The sequence below is a fragment of the Leptolyngbya sp. CALU 1928 genome (assembly GCF_056784215.1).
Window position 1 is genome coordinate 1 of sequence record NZ_JBXBCE010000001.1, and the last position, 19,985, is coordinate 19,985.

Below are 19,985 nucleotides of genomic sequence, written 5' to 3' on the forward strand. Positions count from 1 at the left end.
GGTTTGTACTTGTTAAAAATCTAATTTTCTACGAGGTTTTGTTTGATTGAAACCTATTTGGCTTTGGCTTCTAGAGCTTCTAGACGACTTTTCAGATCTTGGTTTTCCTGTTTTACCTGATCGAGTTCAGTGCGGAGTTGTTTGACGGCTTTGTCTGATCCGCAGCTTTTCTGCACTTTTTGCACGGCTTCTTCAGCAATGCGGCGCACCCGACCATCGGGGGTTTGGTCTGCCAAGCCTTGGAGAATCGCGATCGCTTTGGCGGTTTCCATTTGTCCCAGGGCGTTGGCAACAGCAACTTGGGTGAGGAAGAAGCTTTCTCGTGAGAGTTCTTGCAGCCGATTTAAGATCCGCTCTAGGTTGACGTTGGTTTGTCCGCTGGAGAGGGTGCCGAGGGCGCGAATGGCGGCGAGTCGCAAGGCTTGGGGAATGCCTGGTTCTGTGTAGTCGAGAACTATATCCAATGCGGCTTCTGAGGTTTTTATTTGGCTGAGAGCCGCGATCGCACCCGATCTCACTACTTCATTCCAGCCTTGGCGCTCTTTTAGCACCGACTTCAGCAGTTTCAAGATTTTTTCTTCTTTCACATCCGCCAAGTTGGCTCCGGCAATGCCGCCTAACGCACGAATGGCGGCAGCTTCCACGTAATAGCTAGCATCGCCTTTTTCCACAATCGGCTTCAAGGCTTTGTAGCTATCGATGGTTTTGATGGTTGCTAAGGCTTCCACGGTGGCGCGACGCACTTTGGCATCGGTATCTTCTAGACCCATCAGCACGCCTGCAAATGCCTGATCCAGCTTAATGCTTGCCAAATTTTTCACCACTTCCACCCGTACACCCCAGAATGGCTCTTGTTTCAGGGCGGCGGCAAGAGCATTGACGGACTCTAATCCGCCTTTTTTTGCCAGGGCTTCGGCGGCGTAGATGCGAGAAACCGGATCGGGATCGTGCTGTAGCTGGGCTTTGAGTTCGGGCATTGGATATTCCAGCGCTACGGTTTTCAGCGTGGGATTGTTCACGTCAAAGCTAATGAAGTGTGGCTTTTGTTCTAGCGGAAAGTAGAAGGATTGTTCGCGATCGCACAGTCGCACGGTGAAGGACTTGAGGTGTGGCTTCTCTGATGACTCTGCCACGTAGCCAAAAGCGATCGCAATTTTCAGGTCAAATAGATCTTTGCTGTTGCTATCGCTGGCTTGGATTTGGGTGACGCTGACTTTTGCCAGATTGCTGTCGCTATCCCAGGAGTAGGCGACTTTGTAGTCGGGGTGTCCGCCCCGAAAGACATATTGGTCGAACAGGAACAGCAGATTGCGTCCGGTGGCGGTTTCAATAGCACGCAATAGGTCGATCGTTTCAACCGTTCGGTGGGCGTTGTCGTTGACAAATTGAGCGATCGCCTTCCAAAACAGATCCTCGCCCAACTCTGCCCGAATCATGTGATAGACGCAGGCTCCTTTTTCGTAGAGGTGGCGATCGTAGAGTTCGATCGCTTCTCGATACACGTGGGTAACAATCGGGCGACGATAGCGAGACTTGTCTTCTTCTAAATAGTTGCGGGCTTCGTTGAGCAGATAGTAGGCGGCATCCTCAGCACCGTATTCATGAGCCGTCCACATCACCTCGGAATAGGATGCCATGCCTTCTTTCAGCCATGCGTGTGACCAGTGTTTGATCACCACGAGATCCCCAAACCATTGATGCGCCAATTCATGGGCAACCAAACTTTCGGTATTGCGGTTGTCGATCGCGGCTCGTTCGTCAATCAGGCAGCGATCAGTCAACAGTGTCGTGGAGGTGTTTTCCATGCCGCCAAAGATAAAATCATCGACGCAAACCTGAGCATATTTAGGAAATGGGTAGGCGTAACCGTACTTCTCACTAAAAAACTCAATCATGCGCGGCGTTTTGCCCATGCTGATCTGAGCTTGAGCTTCTTTCCCTTTCTCCACGTAATAAGTGACGGGTTTGCCATTCCACTCATCTCGTAGTTCAGCAAAATCACCCACGGCAAGCGTCATCAGATAAGTAGGATGCACCTGCTTTTGATGCCAGTGAAAAATTTTGGACTTGCCCGCTTCTTTTATTTTCACCAATTCACCATTGGAGATGGCAATCAGGGTTTTGGGCACTTTCACCCGAATTTCTGAAGTTGCCAGTTGCCCTGGATAGTCGAAGCAGGGAAACCAAAAGCGAGAATCTTCATCTTCGCCTTGAGTCCACACCTGCACGGGCTTATTGGGGTAGTGCTTATCGGGCGCGATGAAATACAATCCACGCTGAGGTTTTTCCACACGATAGGCGATCGCCACGGTCACTATTTTTCCAGCTTCCGTTGGCTCAGTTAGCTGCACATGCAGTTGTTCCCCGTCATAGTCAAACTTCTGCGGAGTTTCTGCCACGGTTACTGCGTCAATGATCAAGTTGACGGCATCGAAGGTGAAGAACGCGATTCCACTGCGAACGGGCTTAATCTGAGTGCTGCACGTTCCTTCGTAGCTCTGGTTGGGAATGTCCAGAATGAGATCTAAAAAAATATGCTCCACCTGCCCAGGGCGATCGGGATTGTAGTGAGGTTTCGCACCGGGCAATTCAAAAGACTTGTGACCGTTATTAGGATTCAGGTGTGACTGCATGGTGGGGCAACTAGGGAAACATTGTCTAGAAAAGTAATTGTAGTCTTTACTCGCTTGCCTAGGCTACGTGCTGGATAATGAGTTTGGATATTTACAATCGTTTTACCTAATTTTTTATGACTGCTACTATTTCGGCACCCAGCCTCGCTTCTCGTTTAGTCAATGGCATTCTGGCAATTAAACCGATCGCCGCTCTGGCAAAAAACCGCGCTCGTCAAATGATGATTCAACGGGCGGACGACATCGGCGTGCCTTGGCTAGAGGAAGTAGCGACCCTGAGGGCACGAGACTGGAGCGCGGATCTAACTGCGGTGCAAAATCCCGATTTACACTATCCCGCTTACTACACCACATCCTTTCACGCCTATGAAGAAGGGAATTTGGGCTGGGAACCTGCCTTAGAAGTGGAAGTTGCTGCCCACGCCGTCCATGCGCGAATTTGGCAAGAGGGCGACGCAACGGGAGACTCTCGGTTACGCCAAAGCTACCATGAGGCGATGAAAGCCCAGTTGTTAGAACTGCCCACCGATATTGTGGATTTGGGCTGTAGTGTGGGCATGAGTACCTTTGCGCTACAAGCGGCTTTTCCAGATGCAAAGCTGACGGGAGTTGATTTGTCGCCCTATTTTCTTGCGATCGCCCACCATCGCGCCCAGTTGCGATCGCAAGATCAGGCTTACGGAGTACAAGCCCGCTTTCTGGATACTCCACACACACCCTCAACGCCCCGTTGGGTTCATGCCGCTGCCGAAGCCACAGGCTTACCGAGCGCTTCCTATGATTTGGTATCGACTTGTCTGATGTTTCATGAGTTGCCCCAAGCAGCCGCGATCGCGATTTTGCAGGAAGCCCGTCGCTTGCTGCGTCCCGGTGGTCATTTGGCAATTATGGATATGAACCCTAAATCAGAGATTTATGCCAAAATGCCGCCCTACATTCTGACGCTGCTCAAAAGCACTGAACCCTATCTAGATCAATACTTTGCGTTGGATATAGAACAGGCGATCGCCGATGCTGGATTCGATCGCCCCACCATTACCCGCAATACGCCCCGCCATCGAACGATTGTTGCCCAAGCGAGATCTATGTGATTAACCAACGTGGAGGTGAAAATGTGGCTTTAATTACCGACTTGTAAGATTCTCGTAAGATTAAGGAGTGACTAAACTAGAGCGACCCATTTCTGCAAACACAATGGTACAACTGGCACTCCGACAACTCAGCGTTCCTCCCGGACAGAAAGTTCTGCTCTACGATGTCTCCTGGCAAGAATTTGAGGCGATTTTGGACGAGCTAGGGAACCATCGCGGTTCTCGTCTTGCTTACGACAACGGTGTTTTGGAGATTTGGATGCCGCTACCCGAACATGAAGATGATAAAGAAATTATTGGCGACCTCCTAAAAGCTCTCCTGGAAGAGTTAGACATCGAATTCAGGACACTTGGCTCAACGACTTTTAAGAGCAAACAACTTGGGCAAGGCTTGGAACCCGATCAATGTTTTTATATTAAGAACGAAGCCGCGATTCGAGGAAAGAAGCGACTCGATTTAACCGTTGATCCACCGCCTGACTTAGCGCTTGAAATTGATATCACCTCTCGCACTCATCCCGATATTTATCAAGCATTGAAAGTACCGGAATTGTGGCAGTTCGATCGCGCTCAATTGCAAATCAAAATTCTACAAGACGGTGAATATATTGAAGTTAACGAAAGCCCAACTTTTCCCAAAATGCCACTCAAGCAGATCATCCTGCAATTCCTGGAAGACAGTAGAACTATAGGACGCAACGCCGTTATGAAAGCCTTTCGCCAATGGGTACGCGATTGGGTATGCAAACAAAAACCTTGGTAATTGAGCTTTTAGATTGACACCGCGATCGCTCAACAGGAGCAAAAGCGATCGATAAAATTGCGTTATAACCACACAATAAGCCTAAACAGAGTGCATGGAGGCGACGATGCGGTTGACTGCCGAATGTGAAATTTTGTTTGAAGCCAGCGAACCAACCCCCGTCATTTTCATGCTGCGCCCTCGCAGTGGTCAGGGACAGTGGGTTGTGGCGGAAACCTACTTGCTTGAACCCAACGTTTCCGTCACTGAATATACTGACACCTTTGGTAACCTATGTCAGCGGTTAGTGGTGCCAACGGGCGCGTTTCGGCTGCATACCACCGCGTGTGTCGAATCTGCTGCTGAGATTGATGTGTTTCCGGGTGCGCCCTTTGTGCCGATTCAAAATCTACCAGAAGACGTGCTGCGGTTTCTGCTGCCTAGTCGTTACTGCCAATCGGATCAAGTGGGCGACTTGGCATTAGAAATCGTCGGTGATGCTGCTCCAGGCTATGACCAAGTAGAAGCCATTCGGCACTGGATTCAAACCCAGGTGGACTATCAATATGGCACCAGCGATGCCTCAACTTCCGCCATGGACACCGCCCATAGCCGTGTGGGAGTCTGCCGGGATTTTGCCCATTTAGGAATTGCCCTCTGCCGCAGCCTCAATATTCCGGCTCGGATGGTCGTGGGCTATCTCTATCAGCTTGATCCAATGGATCTTCATGCCTGGTTTGAAGCCTATGTGGGCGATCGCGCTGAAACTCCAACAGAAGGACGCTGGTATACCTTTGATGCGACTCAAAAAGAACCACGGGGCAACCGAATCGCGATCGCCTATGGCTGCGATGCCACGGACGTTGCCCTTTCTACCCAGTTTGGGGCAATGCAACTGCTAGAAATGAAAGTAGGAGTGGAAGCAGTGGGGGAAGGAGTCAGGGAATAGGGAAAAGAAAAAAGGGAATAAGGGGACAAAAATAAAAGTCAGAAATCACGTAAAGGGCTGATTTCTGACTTTTTAAGTTTGATTACTAATTGCTGACTAATCGCTGAAGATTAACCAACTATTTTGGCAAATTCCCAACAATTTGATCCTTCAATTCACCTAGCTCTTGTCCTAATTCTTGGCGTGTTGATGCCTTCAACAGATAGCGATAGACAAACCAAGCGCTATATCCAAGCCCAATCAACTGTAAAACTGGAGCCAGTAGCGGAATGTCATCCACGGCATCGAGTAACGCTAATGTCATCTTAACGGCTAAGATGCCGCCAAAAAGTAGTCCCAAGGTAATCAAAGGACGACGATATTCGCTAAAAAAGTCAGACAAGTATTCAGGCAACCCAGCCAAAAACTTGGAGACGCGCTCTCCAGCCTCGTTCAGTTGTTGCTTAACATCGCTACTAGATTCACCAGGGGGTAGAAGAAGCGGCTCATCAGAAATCGGCAGCATGGCAGGATCGCTGTAAGCAGGATCGCTATAGTCGGAGGGGGTTACCACTGGAATTTCAGTTTCTGTAATTTCGGAGTTCATATTCATTACCTGGAACAACAACCTAAATACTGCCTGTTGGGGGAGTCACCACCACTAAATACCAACGGCTTGATAGAACTATTTTGACTAACTTTTCTGATAAATGACATATGCAGTCAGATAGATAAATACTCGATATTCCTAAATCTGTAAACGGTATTTAAAAAGATTCCATGTGATTTTCTTGACGATGTTGTTTTTTCTGACCGTCTGAGAGGAGAAATGGCTAAACTTTAAATGCTGTGCTGTTGCTTTAAAGAGGTGCGCGATCGCATAGGTTCAGGTTCTCCTAACTGTTGAGTAAGGGCAGTAAAAATTTCTTCTTGGACATAGTAAATTGATAGGCGAGTTGCCCCAACAAGCACCCAGGCATCCCAGCAAAGTTTTTCCATGTCATACAACAATTGATCGACCATCCAAGGCTCCGTGCAATGGATGGCTAGCAGATTGTTAGGGTTTAGATGGAGAAAACATAGCGATAAAGACTGAAGAGACACAGCCCGAAATCGCTCTATCCGCTGCTGCTCAAGCGTGAGTAAATCATTGTGGTTAAGGTCTAAAAACATAGGACGATCTCGGTTCGGAACAATACATTGATTTAACCGGACTGGAAAAGATACCCCTACGGTAAAACCTAGGATATTTTTAGTCAGCTTCATAAGCATCTAAGGAAATTTACTTAATAGTTGTCAATAGAACCAAGCCAAGATGCACTGAGCATTATGCGGGATTGACTGCAAATCATTGATGATGAATTATGAAGTGTGGATGAGCCTGGGAAATATATTTGTAATGTGAGAGATCGTAGGGCACGGGCGATCTCAACCAAAGGGATAGGTTTTAATCCCATTACTTTGATCGCGATCGCCGAATGTCAAAATAGGCTTCTAGCAGATCTTGCCAGCGTGGATGGTGTTTCAGTCGAAGTTTCTGCCATTTAGCCGCTGTTTGTTGAATAATTGCAGCAAAGCTGGAGGATGGGATAACGAGATCGGTGAGGGCTTGAATTTTGAGGCGTTGTTGGAAGGCGATCGAGATCGTGCCAATGAACTCTTCGGCGTGGTTTCCGACGACATGGGCACCCAGCAGCGTTCCATCTCGCTGCACAACCAGCTTGCAAAAACCAGTCAAGTCACTGTGGATCTGAGCCTGGTGCAGGGTATAAAACGGTTGCCGTAAAACCACGACATCCTTGCCATACTGTTCAACAGCCTGATGTTCAGTCAATCCTAGCCATGCGGCAGATGGATGAGTTTGAGTGCTAAAGGGAATGATTCGGTACTGGGTGAAGAACTTGTGGACGAATAGCGCATTCTTAACTGCAAGTTTGGCTTCATAAGCGGCTAGCTGTAGCGAGAGAGAATGCCTTGTGCGCCCTTCACAAATGTAAATGCTAGGGTTGGTGGTTTGCAATTGAGAATTCCGTAAAATCCCGTGGTTTAGCCTTTGCACATTCATTGCATCCAGATTCCAGATTTCTACATCAGGGATTTGCTCCGTTGCTAGCAAAATGTCATCTACAACGAGAGAACGATCGCCCCACTGAGCCGATTTTTTGCCATCCGCAGATTTCACTTGACTAACGCTGACATTTAGCCACACCTGTACTCCTTCTGCCTCAAGCTGTGCCTGGATTAATTGAGAGACCTCTCGATCCGCTTCGTTGAGCAGTTGAGCAGTGGTCATCAGTAGAGTAATTTGGCATCCCAACCGCTGAAGCGTTTGAGCAAGCTCTACGGCGGCTGTCGTACTGCCCACGATCGCAAGGGTTATCGGTAAAGCAGCGAGTTGTAAAAGCGTTGCCGGGGTTTGATACCCTGCGGCTTGCAAACCGGGTATGGCGGGAATCGGCGGGCGATGAGCCGGGGCAAGCAGGTAAGACCGCGATCGCAGCAGTCGTCCATCCACCAGAAATCCGGGGGCTGGCTTACGGCAAAATTCGCCGCTGTCAGTGATGATGTCAATACCAAGAGTTGCCAGCGCAGAAGGTGACTGTAGCTCGTCTAGATTATGGGCGATCGCCTGTATCCAAGGCTTCACGGCTTGCCAGTTCACAGTCGGAGATGCCGTTTCAGACCAGAGGCTCGATTGCTGCGATCGCTGCCATGAATCAGCCCTGTGCCCAAGTTGGGCGATCGCGGATATCACTAGTGAATCCGGTAGCGTAGAAAAAGAAATTCCTTGCGTTACCAGTGCTACACGCGCTTTAAAGTGCGCTGCAAAAATGGCGGCTTCCACTCCCGCAGTAGTGCCGCCAATCACAACTAGATCGTAGTCAACGGGCATAGCGTTGACTATTCCTCATATTCAGTAATATCGCCAGCACCAGCGGTTACAGCGGTGGCAGTCGGCTGGAGTTGAGGCTGGAACTGGAATAGAGAATAGACCACATTCCGGCGAATATCGGTCATCATTTCCAGGAAGAATTCGTAGCCTTCGCTCTTATATTCAATCAGCGGATCTTTTTGCCCATAGCCCCGTAAGCCTACGGATTCACGCAGTCCATCCATTTGCTGGAGGTGTTCACGCCAGAGGGTATCAATTTGCTGCAAGATGAAGAACCGCTCTGCCTGCCGCATCAGTCCGGGCTGAAGTTGATCGACTTGCGCCTCTTTAATGTCGTAAGCAATGCGGACTTGCTCATGCAAGAAGGCTTTGATTTCCCCAATGGAAAAGTCTTCTAGCTGTTTGGGTTCCAAATCTGCCAGGAGATAGACAAATTCTTTCACCTTGCTAGAAAGCTTCTCCAGTTCCCATTCTTCGGGGGGCAGTTCCGGATTGACGAAGGCACCGACAATGTCGTCCATGGTCAATTCGGCGTACTTGATCATCTGCTCTTTCAAGTCTTGCCCTTCCAGCACCCGGCGACGTTCGGCATAAATCGCTCGACGCTGGTTGTTCATTACTTCGTCATACTCAAAAACTTGTTTGCGAATGTCGTAGTAATAGGTTTCGACTTTTTTCTGTGCGCCTTCCAAGGAGCGGGTTAACATGCCCGATTCAATCGGCATATCTTCCTCCACGCGGAAAGCATTCATCAAACCCGCGACGCGATCGCCGCCAAAAATCCGCAGCAGGTTATCTTGCAGGCTGAGGAAAAATTTGGTGGAACCCGGATCACCCTGTCGAGCAGCCCGCCCCCGCAGTTGGTTATCAATCCGCCGAGATTCATGCCGCTCCGTGCCGATGACATGTAAACCGCCCAGATTCACCACTTCATCATGTTCCGCACTGGTAAAAACCTCGTACTCTTGGCGAATTTGATTGTAAATTTGGCGCAGCTTTTGAATCACGGGATCATCGGTGGGCGCTTTTTCGGAGGCAACCGCCACCATATCTTCGGCTTCTAGCTCAGGCAGCGATCGCTCTCCATACTGCTTGACCGCAAATTCCACTGCCTCTTTCAACAACTTTTCAGTCTCTTTTGAAAGGTTCGTAGGATAAATTTGGGGTGACGCTTTCCAGCTTTTCACCTTACGACCCGGAACAAAGCCCTGTCCCCCGCCTTTGGTACTGTGGGCACCGGGGACATCGGTTACACCAAATTCGTTTTCATCTTCCGGCTGCACAATCCGGGGCATGAAGTATTCCCGCAGCTTCAGCCGCGCCATGTAGTCTGCGTTGCCGCCCAAAATAATGTCAGTGCCGCGTCCTGCCATGTTGGTGGCGATGGTGACTGCGCCTTTACGTCCAGCTTGTGCCACAATTTCCGATTCCCGCTCTACGTTTTCGGGCTTGGCATTGAGCAGGTTGTGGGGCGTGTTGACTTCTTCCAATAGACGAGCCAATAGCTCAGACTTTTCAACGCTGGTGGTGCCCACGAGAACAGGGCGACCCGCTTTGTTCATTTCAGCGCATTCTAGGGCGATCGCGTTCCACTTGGCATCTTCAGTTTTGTACACTACATCCGACTGGTCTTGGCGAATGTTAGAGCGATTGGTTGGAATCGTCGTCACGTCCAGATTATAAATCTTGCCAAGCTCTGCTTCTTCAGTTTTGGCAGTGCCCGTCATCCCTGCCAGATTGGGGTAGAGCAGAAAGAAGTTTTGGTAGGTAATCGTTGCCAAGGTCTGGGTTTCGGGTTGAATTTCCACCCGCTCTTTCGCTTCAATCGCCTGATGTAATCCGTCACTCCAGCGGCGACCCGGCATCACCCGCCCGGTAAACTCATCCACAATCACCACTTCATCATTGCGAACGATGTAGTTCACATCTAGGATAAATAGCTCTTTGGCTTTGATCGCATTGAAAATATAGTGCGCCCAAGGATCTTTCGGATCGAACAGATCCGTCACTCCTAAAATTTGCTCTGCCTTAATAAACCCTTCATCCGACAGCAGCACGTTTCGCTGCTTCTCATCCACCTCATAGTGTCCTTGGGTGTCATCTTCATCCACTTGGCGAACCAGTTGCGCCGCGATCTCAGCCGCTTTCAGATATTTCTCACTGGGGTTATCGACCTGCCCTGAGATGATCAGCGGTGTGCGGGCTTCGTCAATCAAAACCGAATCGACTTCATCAATCACGCAGTAGTTAAACGGACGCTGCACCACGTCTTGGATATCAGTCGCCATGTTGTCGCGCAAATAGTCAAATCCCAACTCGCTGTTGGTGCTGTAGGTGATGTCACAGGCGTAGTTTTTCTTGCGCTCGGCTGGGGTCATGGTTTGCTGGATTAGCCCCACACTCAAGCCCAAAAAGCGATGGACTTGCCCCATCCATTCGGCATCGCGACGCGCTAAATAGTCGTTAACGGTGACAACATGTACGCCTTTGCCGGCGATCGCATTCAGATAAGCAGGCAAGGTAGACACCAGGGTTTTTCCTTCCCCCGTTCTCATTTCGGCAATCTGCCCTTCATGCAAAATCATGCCCCCCAACATTTGCACATCAAAGTGGCGCAGTCCTAATACCCGTCGGGCGGCTTCTCTGACGACCGCAAAGGCTTCGGGCAGCAAATCATTCAGGGATTCGCCCTTTTCAATCCGCTGTCTAAACTCAACAGTCTTCCCCTTTAAATCTTGGTCTGACAGGGGTTGAATGTCGGCTTCAAACAGAGCAATTTCGGTCACAATCGGCTGATACTTTTTGAGCTTCCGTGTATTCGGATCGCCCAGCAACATTTTTAACATGGCGGAATAATTGCAAATTTCTAAGTTTTTACTGGCAATTTCACTGACAAGAATCGGGTTGCGATAGGAAAATTTTGATCAGTCGAAGACTCTCAAAATTCAACCCTTATTCTCACGGTGCATTCTGCCACTCGGCGCTGAGGGTGCGGAAATCATAGGTTCCGGCTCCGGGATGGCAAGAGAGGCAGGTGGTCAAACTTGCTCGTTCGGGAAACTTGACTCGCGGATGCAGCAATTGAAAATAAGAAGATTGATAAACCCGGTAGGGAACGGGTTCGTCTGCACCCAACGGACGGGAATAGTCTCGCAGATATTGCCAGACGATTTGAACTTCAGGATTGACTAACGGTTTGATGGTTGCGCCGTAGTGGTCGGCATCTTGCAGCAGCGATCGCCAAGTTTGAGATGGCATCACCGCAGGTGGCAACCCAATATGGCAAGTGGCGCAATTTTCTAAATAAAGCTGTTGTCCCAACTTCTGACGGTCTGGAACCACATCGACGGTGCCGATCGCCGCAGTTGTTATGGCATCAGGCGTTGTGGAGTCAGGCTTAGCAGCATCAGGCTTTATAGAGTCAGACGGTGCGGCAAGCTGAGCCGTCGAATCTCGTTCTTGAAACGGAATGACTGCCGATTTTGGGGGTTCTATAGCTTGTGCCAAACCGATTCCTAGGCACAAGCTCCAGAGCAGCAATAGCACCAGCAATACCCAAATAGACCGCTTTTGAGGAGGTTGAAACTGACGGTTTTTGCGCCTCGTGCGATCGCGGTTTGTTTGAAAATTGCGTTTGGGAGAAGTCATGCTAGCTACAATTGCCAGTCAGAATAATTTAGAAGAAAGGGCTGTGAGGTATCTAAGTCCCACATTGCATTCTAGCGCTGCCTGTATGCAATCAGGCACGTAAGTTTTATCAAGGAGCAGTCAACCCCTCTAAAAAGACAAAGTTTTCTGCATCAAAGGATTCATTTATTACCGAAATGGTTCTTGTAGTCTAAATGAAATCATTCAGTGCAATTAGGTCTATGGATTGTCGAAAAATTCAGTTTTGCGATCGCCATTCTCAGGTTGATTTTCAGCAGCTTCAGGCGTTGTTCAACCTCGCGGCATTTTGGGCACGCGATCGCCGCTCCGAAGACCTGCAAATTGCGATCGCGAACAGCAATCCAGTGATTACCGCCTGGGATACTTTGGAAGCCTCTCCCTACGAACAGCGGATGATTGGCTTCGCCCGCGCCACCTCAGACGGTATTTATCGCGCCACTATTTGGGATGTAGTCATCCATCCCGATTATCAGGGCGCAGGACTCGGACGAAAACTGGTACAAACCGTGATCAGCCATCCCCAACTCAGCCGTGTAGAGCGGGTCTACCTCATGACCACCCACCAGCAAGAATTTTATAAAAAAATTGGCTTTGAACCCAATACCAGCACCACAATGGTCTTGCATAATCAACCAATTGAAGGAATTAGGGATCAGGTTTCGGGTTTCAGGGAGTGGCGAGTGGCAACTGGCGAATGACGAGTGGCGAGGGGTGAAAACACACGCGATCTCGGTGAGTGCGTTTCGACTTCGCTCAATCCACCAAAAGACAGGAGTAAAAAATAAATGTCACGATGGCAATAGTTCCAGCAAAAGTCTAACTCCACCTGAAACCCGAAACCTGAAACCTAACTACCTGTTGTGAAAAAACGTGTTACTCTGACCTTTCCCAAGCGATCGGTGCAAATGCCGGTCACCTATCGGCTGGCAAAAGATTTTAACGTGGCAGCAAATATCATCCGGGCGCAGGTGGCTCCCAATCAAATTGGCAAGCTAGTAGTTGAGCTTTTGGGAGATATTGATGAGTTGGAGGCGGCGATCGAATGGATGCGATCGCAGGATATTGGAGTGTCTTCATCGAGTCGCGAGATTGTAATTGATGAAGACGTTTGCGTTCACTGTGGGCTTTGTACGGGCGTATGTCCTACTGAAGCGCTCACCTTAGATCCAGCATCTTTTAAGCTCAACTTCACGCGATCGCGCTGCATTGTTTGTGAGCAGTGTGTTCCCACTTGCCCCGTACAGGCAATTTCTACCAATCTTTAAAACCCATTTGCCATTCTGCTAGGATACGTTTCGTAAGGCTCGATATCCCCCACACTATCCCTTGTTTCACTCGCCATTCGCCGTTCGTCACTCGTCATTCCCTTCTCCGGCTTCCCTCGGTTCCCACAAAGCCGTAGACTTACATACAAGACTGAGTTTCTCAGTTTTGTCCTGTTTACCCCACCGAGCGACCCGTGCGTAAGAATGTAATTGCTGGCAACTGGAAGATGTATAAAACCCAACTGGAAGCCTCAGAGTTTCTGCAAGGGTTTATGCCGCAGTTGGAAGATACTCCTCCAGATCGGCACATCATCCTGTGTGTGCCCTATACAGATCTGTTCGCAATGTCCCAAAATTTGCACGGTAGCAGCATTCGTTTAGGTGCCCAAAATGTTCATTGGGAAGAATGTGGGGCTTATACCGGCGAAATTTCCGCAACCATGCTCACTGAAATGGGTGTGCGCTATGTAATTGTGGGACACAGCGAACGGCGGCAGTATTTTGGAGACACCGATGAAACGGTGAATATGCGAATTAAAGCGTCTCAAAATGCTGGATTGACTCCCATTCTGTGTGTGGGTGAAACCAAGCAACAGCGAGATATGGGTGAAACAGAATCTATCATTTGTGAGCAATTGGCACGTGGATTAACGGATATTGATCAAACTAATTTGATCGTTGCCTATGAGCCAATTTGGGCGATCGGAACGGGAGATACCTGTGCTGCGAAGGATGCCAATCAGGTCATTGGGTTGATTCGCAGTCGATTAAAAAATACCGATGTGACTATCCAATATGGCGGCTCTGTGAAGCCAGATAATGTGGATGAAATTATGGCGCAACCAGAAATTGATGGGGCGTTGGTGGGCGGAGCCAGCTTACAGCCCGACAGCTTTGCGCGGATTGTAAATTATCAAAAGATTTAGGGTGATTTTCGTTGTTTATTCGCAATTACTCGTTTGCTTGGGGCGCTCGCACCTACATTATGGGCGTTTTAAACACGACTCCAGACAGCTTCAGCGATGGAGGAGAGTTTAATACGGTAGAGAAAGCCGTAGCACAGGCGCGATCGCTGCGGGATGCCGGGGCAGATATTTTAGATATCGGTGGACAATCGACTCGCCCCCACGCCGCAGAAATTTCTTTACAAGAAGAACTCCAACGGGTGGTTCCGGTGGTGCAGGCGGTGCGCCAAGAAATGGATCTACCGATTTCAGTGGATACCACACGGGCGGCTGTAGCAGCAGCGGCGATCGCGGCGGGTGCCGACCTGATCAATGACATTTCGGGAGCAACTTACGATCCCACAATGCTGGCAACGGTGGCAGAACTAGGCATCCCGATCGTTTTGATGCACATTCGCGGTACACCTGAAACCATGCAGCAGTTAACCGACTACCAAGATTTGATTGGGGAACTGATGTCGTTTCTGCAAGGGCGAATTGAGGCTGCCGTTGCCGCAGGAGTGAAACGAGACTTGATTGCGATTGATCCAGGCATTGGCTTTGCCAAAACTTACGCTCAAAATATTGAAATTTTGCGGCATCTATCGGCGTTTCAGGCGCTTAGTTGTCCGGTACTGATCGGGGTTTCGCGCAAGAGTTTTATTGGGCATATTTTAGAGCAACCCGATCCAAAACAGCGGGTTTGGGGAACTGCGGCTGCGTGCTGTGCCGCGATCGCCCACGGTGCCGATATTCTACGAGTCCATGATGTTCGCGAAATGCGAGATGTTTGCCGGGTTGCCGATGCCATCTGGAGATCGCGATCTTAAACTTGCTGGCACACTTTTTCCTTTTTCCTTCATATTAAGCTTCCCCACCACCCATATTTTGAATATTTTCAGCCACTTCACTATCAACTAAGCCACCGATCGCTTCATTTAGCTCTTTCGGATGCATGAAGATAATTTTAGAGTTATTACTTTTGCCTAACTCATAGTTTGCTTCTACATACTGTTGGGCAAGCAGATATTTTAAGATTTCGGAGGTTTGATCCTTGTCTTCCTTTAGCGCTTTGGCAATACGTCGGATCGAATCCACCGTCCCATCTGCCTTAGAAATAGCCGCCCGCCGTTCGCTTTCTGCCGCCTGTTCATTTTCTAAAGACTTTTCCAAAGCGGATGGCAGTTTAATTTCTTGCACCTCCACTCGAATCACCTCAACACCCCACGTTGCAGTGGGTTTATCTAGCTCTTTTAATAGCACTTGACTGATCTTGTTGCGTGAAGAAATCGTTTCTCGCAAATCCATATGCCCAATCTCTGCCCGTAGCGTAGTCAGCACCAAACTCTTCAACGATTCTTCAACATTTTCTACGGAATAATAGGCTGCCTGGACATCCAAAATTCTCCAAGACAAAATGGCATCAACAATAATCGTTACTTGATCTTTAGTGATGACAGACTGCGGATCAACGTCTAGAAGATGTTCACGGGTGCTTTCTACCAGTACAGTGTCTAAAAACGGCACTACAAAATTGAGTCCCGGCTTTAAGGTGCGTTGGTATTTGCCAAGCCGCTCTACAATGCCTTCATAGCCCTCGTTGATAATTTTAATTGAGCCGATGATGTAGCCCACGATCGCTAAGGCGACAATGACAATTAATGAAGGGAGCACTGTATCCACAAAATCAATGCCTCTAAAGGTCGGAATTCTACTGAAATTGTAGCCTTGCTTTGTGGATACAGTGCCTAACGATCGGTTTCAATGAGAGATGCGTCTAAACAGGCATTGCCATTGGCATCACCGCACGATTTCCGTAGAGATCATTGGACGAATCGCCAATTGACCGTCCCACCGCCGCCGCGATCGGTTCCAAATTGGTCATCAACTCAGCCATTGCTTCTAAAGACAGGGCTTGACGAGCATCAGACACCGACTGTTCAGGCAGGGGATGGCATTCGATGATTAGTCCATCAGCACCCGCCGCGATCGCGGCTTTTGCTAAGTTCGGCACCAACTCCCGCTTCCCTGCCGCATGGCTAGGATCAACAATCACAGGCAAATGGGTCAGTTGTTTCAAGCCAATTACTGCGCCCAAATCCAGCACATTGCGAGTGAAGGAGTCGAAACTGCGGATGCCTCGTTCGCACAGCACCACATTGGGGTTGCCATGCGCCAAAATATATTCCGCTGCCATGACAAACTCTTCCACCGTTGCGGCTAAGCCCCGTTTTAGCAGGACGGGCTTGCCTGCTTGCCCTACGGCTTTAAGTAATTCAAAATTTTGCATGTTACGGCTACCAATTTGCAACATATCGGCGTAGGCGCAGACTGGCTCAATTTGGGCGATCGCCATCACTTCCGTCACCACAGGCATTCCATACTGTTCTCGCATCGCGGCTAAGATTCGTAACCCGTCGATGCCCATGCCCTGGAAACTGTAGGGCGAAGTGCGCGGTTTGTATACGCCCCCCCGCAATGCAGCAACCGCGATCGCGGAAAGCGACTGAGCGACCTGCTCCATTTGATCCCGTCCTTCAACTGAACACGGTCCGCCAATTACCACTAGGCGATCGCCACCAATCATCACCTGCTTAGAGAGGGAAATCACCGTCTGATGATTGGGTTGAGATTTCATTGCCAATTTAGCTTCTAACACAGACTAAACTCCTTCAAAAAAGCGTAATAGAACATACAAAAAAGCCCGGAGCTAGAGAGTTCCGGGCGAAAACAGGCTTTGCACAGCAGTTTACCCAGAAGATTCCCTGATCCAAAAATAAAAGATAGAAAACCAACCGAACTGTTGAGCCATTAGATGAAACGAGAAATAAATTAAGTTAGGGAAAATACCTAGAAAAACAAAAAGCCGCAGATGTCACTCTGCGGCTCACCAGTAGATAGCATCAACGATGCTCACCTCCGGTGAACCGCTGGATACCAAAAATAAAAGTTAAACAAGATCATCATCTTTTTGGGGAATTGATTTATATCTCACTAAGCAAAGTTAACAAAGCCTAGAGATGCAGTCAAGCCCTAATGGAATCGTTTTTCCAAGTTTTATGGGAAATATCTCCTCCTTTGGGTATGCATGCCGCCGCTTACAAAAGCATAAATTATGTAAAAGTCTGATGAAGCTGTCCGGGTTCAATGGTATCGATTGAGAAAGATTGTTTAAAGGCTGGTTTCAGCGACTCATGCTTGAACTATGTCTTTTGCTCACTACATTTACTGACTTTAATAATTGATGAACATACTTTGCCCTGAAACAATTGTAACGAGAGCCTTTCCAAGGAAAATATTGCTAAAGACGAGAAGGTTTAATGCATATACTCCTCGCTTCAAGACATCTTTATAAAAAATCCGTAGATCTACTGGGCAGATTCAGATAATAGACCTAATATTAAGCAAAGCACAAATTCAAACCTAATGAACGTGTTCCGTAACTCTGTAATTTGCATAATATCGCTGATGACGGTAGCCTCTGGGCTATCAGGATTTCAATCGAGAAATTTTGCTGTCTCTAAAGCGTTGATTGCTTCCTTTGCAGCGGACAATGCGGCACCCAAAGAGGTTGATTTACAGCAGCAAGCTTCTCAGTGGTGGGTATGCTCTTATGAACCACCTCCAGATATCGGGGGTCCAAAGCGTACTGGCGGTTCTGGTGGGCGCTACGTTTAACTAAAAGTTTTGATCCTACCAATTCCTAGTTTCCTAGTAATCCTACTTATCAGCTTTTTAACTGTCTTGTGGTTTAGCGGCTTCCAAAACCTTTCCCAGGCAGCGCTTGAGACCAGATAAAAAGTTCTCCGTTTTGTCCACCTGCGGCAAGCTGATGACCTTGGGGATGCCACGCTAGACAGGAAAAGCCATTAGCCGCGCCTTTTAGAGTAAGGGAAAGGGTTTTAGCGTGATGCCATAGACTAATTTGCCCATCTTTTGAAGCGGAAGCGAGTAAAAAGGAATGGAACTGAAAGGCGATCGCGCTAATCTTCTCCTGATGATGCTTCAACTCGGTGGCATTCCAACCAATTTGTTCGTCTTGATCCTTTTCCCATCTCACTATGCTATCTCCACTGCTGGCAATCAGCAGCGGTGCGCCAGACGGAGAGGCTTGATCCGACCAAGCAAGCTGGCTGACCTTACTGGGAAATCCTTGCATTTGCCAAGGATACTCACCGCCCCACTGCCACACCAGCAGGGTGCGATCGTGTCCACCCGCAGCGATATAATGTCCATCGGGCGACCAAGCGATCGCAGAACTAGGTGCGGCTGTTTCCCAGTCGTGCTCAAGTTCCCAGGTTTGGGTGTTCCAAATGCGGATGCTGTTTTTAACGGCGATCCCGAGTGCTTGCCCATCGGGGTGCCAACCCAAATCTTGAGCCGTAGCATCAAGGCTCAAGGTTTCGACAACGTGAGCGGCTTCTGCATCCCAAATTTGTATACAAAAGCCCAGTTGAAAGGCAAGACAAGGGCTGGTTGGACTCCACGCTAGGCGATCAATCCAAGTTGCGCGAGTCTCTATAGTGGTGATCAGCACGGGTGACTCAGCCTGGAACTGCCAGATTTTTACCAGCCCTTGCTGTCCGGCGGCGGCTAAAAACTTGCCATCCTGGGAAAACGCAACGCAGTCCATTGACTGTCCACTACTCGCTTCTAGCAAGGTGACCTGCCGCAGTTTAATATCTAGTAAGCTCACTTCGCCTGCCGCAGAAGTTGCTGCTAGATAGTGACCATTGGGCGACCAAGCGATCGCCGTAATATATTCCGCTAGCGTTCCCTGCCAATGATGTTCAAACTCACCCTGCTTTTTTGTTTTCACACCAAACATTCCCGAAAATCCTCTCGCAGTTGAGCTTCGTCCAAGTTGCGACCGATGAAAACCAGTTCATTTTTGCGGGTTTCTCCGTCTTTCCAGGGGCGATCGGCTTTGCCATCAAACAGCATATGAACACCCTGAAACACAAAGCGTTGATCTTCACCAGCGATCGTCAAAATGCCTTTCATCCGAAAAATATTGGGACCTTGGGTTTGTAGCAATTTACCAAGCCATTCATTGAGCTTAATGCCATCTAGCTCACCCGATTCCACGATCGCCACAGAACCCACCGTTTCATCATGTTCGTGAGCAGTTTCATTGAGGAAGTCCGGATCAATTTCCAATGCCCGATCCAGATCAAACGCACCAATTCCCAGCAAAGCGTCCATTTCCAATTCGGCGTTATGGGTGCGATAGATTTTGGCAAGGGCGTTCATGCTGCGAATTTTTCGTTCCAAGGCATCTAAGGCTTCAGGTGTAACCAAATCAGTTTTGTTGAGCAGCACCACATCGGCAAAAGCAATCTGTTCCTGCGCCTCTTCCGCGTCCCAATGTTGCGAGATATGCTTGGCATCTACCACCGTCACGACTGAATCGAGATTGGTTTGCGCCTGCACATCTTCATCCATGAAAAAAGTTTGAATCACCGGAGCCGGGTCAGCCAGCCCAGTAGTTTCAATCACCAGATGGTCAAATTTGTCCCGCCGCTTCATCAGATTGCCAATAATGCGGATCAGGTCACCCCTCACGGTGCAACAAATGCAGCCGTTATTCATCTCAAAAATTTCTTCATCCGCATTGATGATTAGCTGGTGATCAATGCCCACATCTCCAAACTCATTGACAATCACCGCAACTTTTTTGCCGTGTTCGTGGGTGAGAATGCGGTTTAGCAGCGTGGTTTTGCCTGCTCCTAAATAACCTGTAAGCAGGGTCACAGGAACCGAATTTGCTGTTGCGGTGTTGACCATGTTTTAGATGCTCATATTATTTAGGAACGAGAA

18 protein-coding genes are annotated in these 19,985 nt (G+C 48.8%); 8 read left to right on the forward strand and 10 right to left on the reverse strand.

Features of this window, described 5'->3' with window-relative positions:
- Positions 1-53: 53 nt before the first annotated feature.
- Positions 54-2,633 (reverse strand): M1 family aminopeptidase, encoded by a 2,580-nt coding sequence (locus AC1S5B_RS00005; protein WP_482033665.1) that lies wholly within the window; start codon positions 2,631-2,633, stop codon positions 54-56.
- 116 nt (positions 2,634-2,749) lie between these two features.
- Between AC1S5B_RS00005 and AC1S5B_RS00010 the strand changes: the two genes are divergently transcribed.
- From AC1S5B_RS00010 to AC1S5B_RS00020, 3 genes are all read left to right on the forward strand, one after another.
- Entirely contained in the window at positions 2,750-3,724 is a 975-nt protein-coding gene (locus tag AC1S5B_RS00010; protein WP_482033666.1) for a class I SAM-dependent methyltransferase, read from the forward strand.
- Between the two features lie 67 nt (positions 3,725-3,791).
- Positions 3,792-4,487, forward strand: a complete 696-nt coding sequence (locus AC1S5B_RS00015; protein ID WP_482033667.1) for a Uma2 family endonuclease — start codon at positions 3,792-3,794, stop codon at positions 4,485-4,487.
- Positions 4,488-4,593: 106 nt separating this feature from the next.
- Entirely contained in the window at positions 4,594-5,415 is an 822-nt protein-coding gene (locus AC1S5B_RS00020; RefSeq protein WP_482033668.1) for a transglutaminase domain-containing protein, read from the forward strand.
- A 118-nt stretch (positions 5,416-5,533) separates the two neighbouring features.
- Here AC1S5B_RS00020 and AC1S5B_RS00025 read toward each other — a convergent pair whose 3' ends face one another.
- The 5 genes from AC1S5B_RS00025 to AC1S5B_RS00045 all read right to left on the reverse strand — a co-directional run bounded on the left by AC1S5B_RS00025 (position 5,534) and on the right by AC1S5B_RS00045 (position 11,935).
- Complete coding sequence (locus tag AC1S5B_RS00025) at positions 5,534-6,001, reverse strand: CAAD domain-containing protein (protein ID WP_482033669.1); 468 nt, start codon at positions 5,999-6,001, stop codon at positions 5,534-5,536.
- A 233-nt stretch (positions 6,002-6,234) separates the two neighbouring features.
- Positions 6,235-6,567, reverse strand: coding sequence for a hypothetical protein (locus tag AC1S5B_RS00030; protein WP_482033670.1), 333 nt, complete (start codon positions 6,565-6,567; stop codon positions 6,235-6,237).
- Positions 6,568-6,850: 283 nt separating this feature from the next.
- Complete coding sequence (locus tag AC1S5B_RS00035) at positions 6,851-8,287, reverse strand: FAD-dependent oxidoreductase (protein ID WP_482033671.1); 1,437 nt, start codon at positions 8,285-8,287, stop codon at positions 6,851-6,853.
- An 8-nt stretch (positions 8,288-8,295) separates the two neighbouring features.
- Complete coding sequence (secA, locus tag AC1S5B_RS00040) at positions 8,296-11,133, reverse strand: preprotein translocase subunit SecA (RefSeq protein WP_482033672.1); 2,838 nt, start codon at positions 11,131-11,133, stop codon at positions 8,296-8,298.
- A gap of 112 nt (positions 11,134-11,245) precedes the next feature.
- Positions 11,246-11,935, reverse strand: coding sequence for a diheme cytochrome C (locus AC1S5B_RS00045; RefSeq protein WP_482033673.1), 690 nt, complete (start codon positions 11,933-11,935; stop codon positions 11,246-11,248).
- Positions 11,936-12,156: 221 nt separating this feature from the next.
- Between AC1S5B_RS00045 and AC1S5B_RS00050 the strand changes: the two genes are divergently transcribed.
- The 4 genes from AC1S5B_RS00050 (at position 12,157) to folP (ending at position 14,995) form a co-directional block, all read left to right on the forward strand.
- The gene (locus AC1S5B_RS00050; protein WP_482033674.1) at positions 12,157-12,654 is read left to right on the forward strand and encodes a GNAT family N-acetyltransferase; all 498 of its coding nucleotides are present in this window, start codon (positions 12,157-12,159) and stop codon (positions 12,652-12,654) included.
- 162 nt (positions 12,655-12,816) lie between these two features.
- Positions 12,817-13,221: an NIL domain-containing protein gene (locus tag AC1S5B_RS00055; protein WP_482033675.1), complete on the forward strand. Its 405-nt coding sequence runs from the start codon at positions 12,817-12,819 to the stop codon at positions 13,219-13,221.
- 194 nt (positions 13,222-13,415) lie between these two features.
- Entirely contained in the window at positions 13,416-14,147 is a 732-nt protein-coding gene (tpiA, locus tag AC1S5B_RS00060; protein WP_482033676.1) for a triose-phosphate isomerase, read from the forward strand.
- Positions 14,148-14,158: 11 nt separating this feature from the next.
- Entirely contained in the window at positions 14,159-14,995 is an 837-nt protein-coding gene (gene folP, locus AC1S5B_RS00065; protein WP_482033677.1) for a dihydropteroate synthase, read from the forward strand.
- Between the two features lie 34 nt (positions 14,996-15,029).
- Here folP and AC1S5B_RS00070 read toward each other — a convergent pair whose 3' ends face one another.
- Both AC1S5B_RS00070 and aroF read right to left on the reverse strand, forming a co-directional pair.
- Positions 15,030-15,848 carry an SPFH domain-containing protein gene (locus AC1S5B_RS00070; protein WP_482033678.1) on the reverse strand — a complete coding sequence of 273 codons (819 nt, stop codon included), beginning with the start codon at positions 15,846-15,848 and terminating at the stop codon, positions 15,030-15,032.
- A gap of 94 nt (positions 15,849-15,942) precedes the next feature.
- Positions 15,943-16,824: a 3-deoxy-7-phosphoheptulonate synthase gene (gene aroF / locus AC1S5B_RS00075; protein WP_482033679.1), complete on the reverse strand. Its 882-nt coding sequence runs from the start codon at positions 16,822-16,824 to the stop codon at positions 15,943-15,945.
- Between the two features lie 809 nt (positions 16,825-17,633).
- Between aroF and AC1S5B_RS00080 the strand changes: the two genes are divergently transcribed.
- Complete coding sequence (locus AC1S5B_RS00080) at positions 17,634-17,843, forward strand: hypothetical protein (RefSeq protein WP_482033680.1); 210 nt, start codon at positions 17,634-17,636, stop codon at positions 17,841-17,843.
- 73 nt (positions 17,844-17,916) lie between these two features.
- On the opposite strand, the gene AC1S5B_RS00085 is transcribed toward AC1S5B_RS00080, so the two are convergent.
- Together AC1S5B_RS00085 and AC1S5B_RS00090 are read right to left on the reverse strand one after the other, a co-directional pair.
- Positions 17,917-18,984: a WD40 repeat domain-containing protein gene (locus tag AC1S5B_RS00085; RefSeq protein ID WP_482033681.1), complete on the reverse strand. Its 1,068-nt coding sequence runs from the start codon at positions 18,982-18,984 to the stop codon at positions 17,917-17,919.
- A complete protein-coding gene (locus tag AC1S5B_RS00090) occupies positions 18,981-19,952 on the reverse strand; it encodes a CobW family GTP-binding protein (protein WP_482033682.1) in 972 nt (323 codons plus the stop codon). The genes AC1S5B_RS00085 and AC1S5B_RS00090 overlap by 4 nt, the downstream gene beginning before the upstream one ends.
- Positions 19,953-19,985 lie beyond the last annotated feature (33 nt).